This is a genomic window from Leptolyngbya sp. AN10 (assembly GCF_050565645.1).
Taxonomy (GTDB): domain Bacteria; phylum Cyanobacteriota; class Cyanobacteriia; order Leptolyngbyales; family Leptolyngbyaceae; genus Leptolyngbya.
This window is the reverse complement of the sequence record NZ_JBNXVP010000088.1, coordinates 1-6,586: the sequence shown is the minus strand read 5'-3', so window position 1 is coordinate 6,586 and position 6,586 is coordinate 1. Positions and strand designations below refer to the sequence as shown.

The window sequence follows — 6,586 nt, the reverse complement described above, 5'->3', positions numbered from 1 at the left end:
ACGTCGTAGTCCGCCTGCCGCTTGTGCCTCCGAAAGTAAACGTGTTCGTTTAGAGCGGCGCATTCAGTTCTCTAAAATCACTACATTCTCATCTTGAGACTGCAAAAAGTTTTCTACATCACTAAGCCTACATTGTCAAAGAAGAACCTACTGCACAGCAGACGCAGCAATGGTTAGGAATTTTGGCACAGCAACTTGAACGAAAATTCCAAGTAGAATTTTTAATTGAGGAAATACAACCTCACTGGCTTAGGAGCAAAGGCAGAAAGCAGTATGAATTCTTTGCTAGGCTCATTACTGGAGGAATTTTTGGCGTTGTATCTAGTCTAATGGTTTTAACGACAGTAGTTGTTCTATACAATTCAATAGAGCTAAACAAACATTGGCTAAGACTTCTCAGCATTACAATTTTTGCTCCATTTTTATGGTTATTTTTTGCAGAGAAGCTCAAAATTGGAGGTGGAGAGATATATTTAACTGAAAGAATTTCATGGAGTTGGAGTAACCTTAAGGATTATTTTAGTTTCATAAAAAAAGCTAAGAGCTTTCAAATACTTCTGGCTATTTACGCTGCCTTCATATCTCTATGTACAATGTTTGGACAGCTTTTTGGAATGAGCGAGAATATCCTAATTCGCGTTTTCTTCGGTGTAGTATTTGGCAGTATGCTGTTACTCACAACTTTCTTGCACTCTTTGCAGTATGGATTTAGAGGTCAACAGTTAGAAATGACTTATTTTCCGAATCAAAGAATGTATATTTGTCTCAGCAATGTTGTATTTTTTGCATTGTCCTTTAGTCTATTGTTTTCACTTTCTTATGGTTTTCTTAATTATATGTACTCTTTATCAGGTTTATCTTTGCCATTTGAGCAGAGCAAAGAGATTATTAATTGGTTCGGCATTACGTTTAGCAAATTGCAATATAGTGTCATTGCTGGTCTAATACAAGGCGCTTACATGGGTTTAGTTACGGGAGCATTAGTAGGCGACGCACTAGCTTGTGTTGATCACTTTTGTCTTCGCTGCATTCTCTTCTTCAATAATTCCATTCCCTGGAACTACGCCCGCTTCCTCAACTACGCCACAGAGCGAATGTTTCTCCAGAAGATTGGCGGTCGCTATCGCTTTATTCACAAACTCTTGCAAGACCACTTTGCTCAGTTGGAACGGTGAAGAACGATCGCTCTTCTCATGGTTACGGAAATAAGCGAGATCGCTACCAAGTTACGATCGTTAACTCCTTCACTTTTGCAAACTCTCGATCGCCAGTAACTAGACTCGCTAAATTCTGAATTGCGATCGCAGTATCGAACAAATCACGATTACCACTCATCCCGCAGCGTCCTTTGCATTGACACTGCATCACCTTGCCACTCTAACTGTCCCGCCAAATCCGAAAAGTCATAAGTGGTCTTCTGTCCAGACTCAGACGAACTTGGATTGAGAATCACCACAATGTCCACTTGCCCAGACGATAGTGCTGTCGGAATATCCAAGCGCAAGTTTCCAGACTCGTCGATCGTCGTCGTGAATTTAAGAACTTCCATTGCAGAGGCGATGAGTGAGAGTAGCTTAATTCTAGAATCTAAAGCTCCTCAAATCACATTGATTCCTCTATGCGATCGCTCTCCTCATCGCATGGCTACGGAAATAAGCGCTACCTATTGACGATCGATAACTCCTTCACTTTTGCAAATTCGCGATCGTTCTTCTTATCAGAAAGAACCGAGATCGCAGTGCTATGCTAAAATCAGCGAATTCTGTCAGCAATCATGATCTTCAAATGGGTTCCTACTGTTGACAGAGCGGCATTAACCTCGAAAGACAGAGAACGCGATCGAGTTTTCTTCCTACTGTTAAAGCGTATAGGAAAACACAAATTTTCTAACGTTATTAACACCCTAGTTCTTTTGAGGAAACCGATGAATACTCCGAATTCTATGAACTTCGCACAACGGGCTTTAGCTGTTCTGAGCGCATCTGGCGCGGCTGCATTAATGACACTCCCTGCATTTGCTCAAGCTGTTCCGACCCAAGGCGTGGTCAACAATGGCGACATCAATCGCGTGAATCCTCAAGTTCAGACAACGGACAATTGCGCTTTCGTTACAGGTGGAGTTGGCGGACCGATCGACACCAACAACCGACAAAGCGTGACTCCGAATCGTCAATTTGATGCAAACAATCGGAGTGCAGCGATCGCGTTTCGTGCAAATGGACCTGCGGGAACTTCTGGACATGAAGCAAAACTGAACTTGAATGCAGTTGAAGCGCAACGAAACAACTATGCTGCGGCTTACAACGTAGGTCGAGGTTCAAGGACGCAAGCTATCATCCCAACTCGTCAATTTGATGCCAACAATCCGAGTGCTGCGATCGCATATCGGGACAATGGACCTGCGGGAACTTCTGGACATGAAGCAAAACTGAATTTAAACATCGCTCAAGCGCGTCAGAGCAATTCGTCTTATCCCGCTGCTTATAACTTGAGTTCTCCGCAAGCTTCTGCACCGTTGCCTGTTGCTTGTACGCCTCGCTAGTAGCGGATTCGAGGATCGATGTAGGCGTTGATAATGTCGATCGCGATACTTGCGATCGCAACAATCGCCGCGAAGAATACGACGATGCCTTGAACAGTGGGATAGTCTCGTTGTCCGATCGCTCGATACAGTCGGTTGGCGAGTCCGGGCCACGAGAATGTTACCTCGGTGAGAATGGCTCCTCCTAACAATGCAGCTAAAGTGAGACCCAGAATTGTAATGACTGGAATCATGGCATTCTTCAAGGCATGATTGATCAGGATTTTCGATTCTGGGATTCCTCGTGCGCGGGCGGCTTCGACGTATTCGGATTGCAGAGTTTGTCTAAGGTTGACTCGGACAATACGCTCGAAAATGCCGCTGATCAACACGCCTAGTGTGATGGAGGGGAGTGCGAGATAGTAAAGTGCTGTGAAAAATTGACTGAGATTGCCGCTGAGGAGACTATCGAGAATATATAGTCCGGTGATTTGGTTTGGAGGTGCGATCGTAACTGGAAACCTTGTACCGAGCGGAAACCATTTCAAGCCGACTGCAAAAATAAGCTGCAACACCATCCCGAACCAAAACATTGGAATGGAATAAGTAATGATTCCGAAGAGTCTGCCGCTGGCATCGATCGCGGTATTGGGACGAGAAGCGGAGATTGCACCGACCGTGATACCGACGACTAATGCGATCGCTAAAGATACGATCGTGAGTTCAACCGTTGCAGGAAAGAAATCGCCAATGATTTGCCAAACGGATTGATCATCAGCCGTTAAAGATTGTCCGAGATCAAATCGGAACAATGAGCCGATGTAGTCTAAGTACTGGAAGAAGAGAGATTTATTCAATCCCAATCGTTCTCGGAGTGCGTCTTTTGCGGCTTGGGGCGCTCTTGGACCGAGAAGGGCATCGACTGGATCGCCGGGAGTTGCACGAAGTAGGAAAAAAACGATCGTTGTTATTAGCCATAACATTAATGGCGCTAACAACAATCGGGAAAAAACATAGTAGCGTAACGCGCTCGATCGAGACATGAATTTTTGACCAATTGAAAAAGAGTGACCTGATAGAGACAACCTGCCAGATCGCCTCTATCTTGGATTGATTTAACCAAGTCGATCGACTAACGCTGCCCGCGCTTGTTCTCGATCGTCAAAATGAATTTTTTCTGTTCCTAAAATCTGATAGTCTTCGTGTCCTTTTCCAGCAATTAATACTCCATCACCTGATTTCGCTTGCAAAATTGCAGTTCTAATTGCAGTTGCACGATCGGCAATTACAGTCGGATTCACTTCACTTGGAATTCCAGCAACCACATCTTCTAAAATCCGCTGTGGGTCTTCAGTTCTGGGATTGTCAGAAGTCACAATCACTTGATCCGCTAACGTCGCCGCAATGTTCCCCATCTTCGGACGCTTAGTACGATCGCGATCTCCGCCACATCCGAACACACAAATCATTTGTCCTGGAATAAACGGACGAGAAGCTTTCAACATATTCTCCAAACTATCAGGCGTGTGAGCATAGTCCACAATCACACTGATGTCTTGGTCGGATTTGATTTGCACTTGTTCCATTCGTCCAGGAACTCCAGTAAATCCAGGAAGCGCTTCAACGATCGCATTTAATTCCAGCCCAAGCTGCAATCCTGCGCCTACTGCTGCTAGTAGATTCGCCAGATTGAACTGTCCGACTAACGGCGATTTGAAAGCAGCATCACCCATTGGGGTGTGCAATGTTCCACTCACGCCATCTGATTCATAGTTCAAATCACTTGTCCAAAGATCAGCTTGTTGTTGGGTGCTGTAAGTCCAAACGGAAGCGCGATCGAGTCGATCGACTAATTTCTGCCCATATGAATCATCAAGATTCACAATGGCTCGACCTTTCAAATAATCCGAACTGAACAACAGCGATTTTGCCGCGAAGTAATCATCCATGTCGCGATGAAAATCGAGATGATCTTGGGTCAAATTCGTAAACACTGATACTTCAAATTCGCAGCCCAAAACGCGACCTTGAGCCAGTGCGTGCGAACTCACTTCCATCACCGCAAATTCGCAACCTGCACCGATCGCGGATTTCAACTGATGCTGCAATTCCACCGGAAACGGAGTGGTATGTAATGCCGTTTGTTGAAAGCCTTTCCAACGAGTGTAAAGCGTTCCGAGCAGAGCCGTATTTTTCTGCGATCGCTCTAACAAATATTCGATCAAATGCGTCGTCGTCGTCTTGCCATTCGTACCTGTGACCCCAACTAATTTCAACTTTTGAGCCGGGAAATCATAGAATGCAGTCGCTAACTGTGAACAGACTTGAGCCATATCGATCGCTGGAATCACAAGCGGTGGCTGATCCGATTGAAACGCAGGATCGCCCATTGCTCGACTCGCCGCTTGAGGAGACACAATGGCTGCGATCGCACCGCTTGAAATCGCACCTTGCCAAAAATCGCCACCATCAACCCGTGTACCCGGCATCCCGATAAACAGATCTCCAGGCTGACAAGACAGTGAATTCGTGGTTAATCCCTTCACTTCAGCATTCAGCGCGGGATGATCAGGAATCTCTCCGACATCAGGAAGCTTTGCCAATAATTCTTTAAGCTGCATCGATAACTCCTTGCCCGATCGGGTGTCGCCTACTTTTTAAGCGTTTGATGACATATATTTCTGTAACATAGATTCCAATTGTTGCACCGTCGATCGAGGAGAAGGACGGGGCAGCATTCGATCTTCGAGGTATAAAACTGGAATCTCATACTGATATTTTTCAAACCATTGATCGTTCGTGGTGATATCTCGGATTTCTAAATCAAACGGAATCGTGTGAATCTGCTCTAATTTTTCTTGCAGCCCTTCACACAAATGGCATCCGGGTTTACTGTACAGAATTAAGCGCATTATTTAAGCCAAATCATCCCCGAATCTTATGACGAAAACGGTTCTAATTACAGGCGCATCGACGGGAATTGGTCGATCGACCGCGCTCTTATTTGCCCAAAAAGGCTGGACAGTCATTGCCACGATGCGATCGCCCGAAAAAGCCGATTGGATTACCGGAAATATTCATCCGCTGAAGTTAGATGTGACCGATTCAGAGTCGATCAAAACTGCGATCGCTCAGTCTTTGGCGCAATTTGGCGAGATTGATGTTTTGGTGAATAATGCGGGCTATGCGTTACTCGGCGCATTCGAGAATTGCTCACCGGAACAAATCCGCAAACAGTTCGATACCAATGTGTTTGGCTTGATGGAAATGACACAAGCGATTTTGCCGCATTTCCGAGAACGTCGATCGGGCACGATTATCAACATTGCCTCGATCGGGGGTCGAATGGCGTTTCCAACTTACACGCTGTACAACTCAACCAAATGGGCGGTAGAAGGCTTTTCTGAAGGGCTTCAGTACGAATTAGAGCCGTTCAATATCCGCGTCAAAATCATTGAACCCGGTCCAATTAAAACCGATTTCTACGATCGTTCTCCCGATATCGCCAAATCTGAAATTACCGACTATGACGAATTCGTGAATCGAGTCTTATCGAATCTCAAACGAGCGGGTGAACAAGGCGAACCTGCGGAAGTCGTCGCCCAAACGATTTACAAAGCTGCGATCGACAACTCGAATCAATTGCGTTATTCCTGCGATCGACTGGGAAGTGTTTTTCTGACTTTAAGAAAAGTACTGCCTGACAATGTATTCAGCACCATTATTCGTAATGGAATGACTCGTTAGTTTAACGATTTGCTATCGTTTCGCTTCGTTGCAGTCGGCTTGTGCCCCCTAAATCCCCCATTCTGGGGGACTTTGAGGAAGAAAAATTTCTAGAACCCTAAAGCACTTCTCACCTTCAAAGTCCCCCACTCGTGGGGGATTTAGGGGGCTGAGAATGCTACAAACGAAGCGCCTAATTACACAATCTACTAATTAACCCAAGTTGCTAGTTAGAAGCGGTCAGGGAGCAAAGCCAATAAAATCTCTTCAAGATGTTGACCCTCGAAGAGAAGAAAAATGCTTGACGAAATTATAGCGATTTATGCAATTACCGACGAC

At 45.3% G+C, this 6,586-nt stretch carries 7 protein-coding genes; 3 read left to right on the top strand and 4 right to left on the bottom strand.

All coding sequences use genetic code 11. The annotated features are described in order from the left end of the window. Positions 1 to 182 precede the first annotated feature (182 nt). Positions 183 to 1,175 carry a hypothetical protein gene (locus tag ACQ4M5_RS41470; RefSeq protein ID WP_430681648.1) on the top strand — a complete coding sequence of 331 codons (993 nt, stop codon included), beginning with the start codon at positions 183 to 185 and terminating at the stop codon, positions 1,173 to 1,175. Positions 1,176 to 1,324: 149 nt separating this feature from the next. Here the strand turns inward: ACQ4M5_RS41470 and ACQ4M5_RS41465 are convergent, their stop codons facing one another. Beyond that, positions 1,325 to 1,549 (bottom strand): hypothetical protein, encoded by a 225-nt coding sequence (locus ACQ4M5_RS41465; RefSeq protein WP_430681647.1) that lies wholly within the window; start codon positions 1,547 to 1,549, stop codon positions 1,325 to 1,327. Between the two features lie 375 nt (positions 1,550 to 1,924). On the opposite strand from ACQ4M5_RS41465, the gene ACQ4M5_RS41460 reads away from it, so the two are divergent. Next, a complete protein-coding gene (locus tag ACQ4M5_RS41460) occupies positions 1,925 to 2,542 on the top strand; it encodes a hypothetical protein (protein ID WP_430681646.1) in 618 nt (205 codons plus the stop codon). Here ACQ4M5_RS41460 and ACQ4M5_RS41455 read toward each other — a convergent pair. From ACQ4M5_RS41455 to ACQ4M5_RS41445, 3 genes are all read right to left on the bottom strand, one after another. Then, positions 2,539 to 3,564: an ABC transporter permease gene (locus ACQ4M5_RS41455; protein WP_430681645.1), complete on the bottom strand. Its 1,026-nt coding sequence runs from the start codon at positions 3,562 to 3,564 to the stop codon at positions 2,539 to 2,541. The genes ACQ4M5_RS41460 and ACQ4M5_RS41455 overlap by 4 nt on opposite strands. Positions 3,565 to 3,636: 72 nt before the next feature. After that, positions 3,637 to 5,142, bottom strand: coding sequence for a UDP-N-acetylmuramoyl-L-alanyl-D-glutamate--2,6-diaminopimelate ligase (locus ACQ4M5_RS41450; protein WP_430681644.1), 1,506 nt, complete (start codon positions 5,140 to 5,142; stop codon positions 3,637 to 3,639). A 36-nt stretch (positions 5,143 to 5,178) separates the two neighbouring features. Further along, on the bottom strand, positions 5,179 to 5,433 hold the full coding sequence (locus ACQ4M5_RS41445; protein WP_430681643.1) for a glutaredoxin family protein: 255 nt from the start codon (positions 5,431 to 5,433) through the stop codon (positions 5,179 to 5,181). Positions 5,434 to 5,461: 28 nt separating this feature from the next. Here ACQ4M5_RS41445 and ACQ4M5_RS41440 point away from each other — a divergent pair, with 28 nt between their 5' ends. Further along, positions 5,462 to 6,268, top strand: a complete 807-nt coding sequence (locus ACQ4M5_RS41440) for an SDR family oxidoreductase (protein WP_430681642.1) — start codon at positions 5,462 to 5,464, stop codon at positions 6,266 to 6,268. Positions 6,269 to 6,586: the final 318 nt, after the last annotated feature.

Excerpts from the sequence above, each read along its gene's own strand:
- ACQ4M5_RS41455 (WP_430681645.1), bottom strand. The coding sequence starts at position 3,564 with ATGTCTCGATCGAGCGCGTTACGCTACTATGTTTTTTCCCGATTGTTG.
- ACQ4M5_RS41460 (WP_430681646.1), top strand. The coding sequence starts at position 1,925 with ATGAATACTCCGAATTCTATGAACTTCGCACAACGGGCTTTAGCTGTT.
- ACQ4M5_RS41445 (WP_430681643.1), bottom strand. The coding sequence starts at position 5,433 with ATGCGCTTAATTCTGTACAGTAAACCCGGATGCCATTTGTGTGAAGGG.
- ACQ4M5_RS41465 (WP_430681647.1), bottom strand. The coding sequence starts at position 1,549 with ATGGAAGTTCTTAAATTCACGACGACGATCGACGAGTCTGGAAACTTG.
- ACQ4M5_RS41450 (WP_430681644.1), bottom strand. The coding sequence starts at position 5,142 with ATGCAGCTTAAAGAATTATTGGCAAAGCTTCCTGATGTCGGAGAGATT.
- ACQ4M5_RS41440 (WP_430681642.1), top strand. The coding sequence starts at position 5,462 with ATGACGAAAACGGTTCTAATTACAGGCGCATCGACGGGAATTGGTCGA.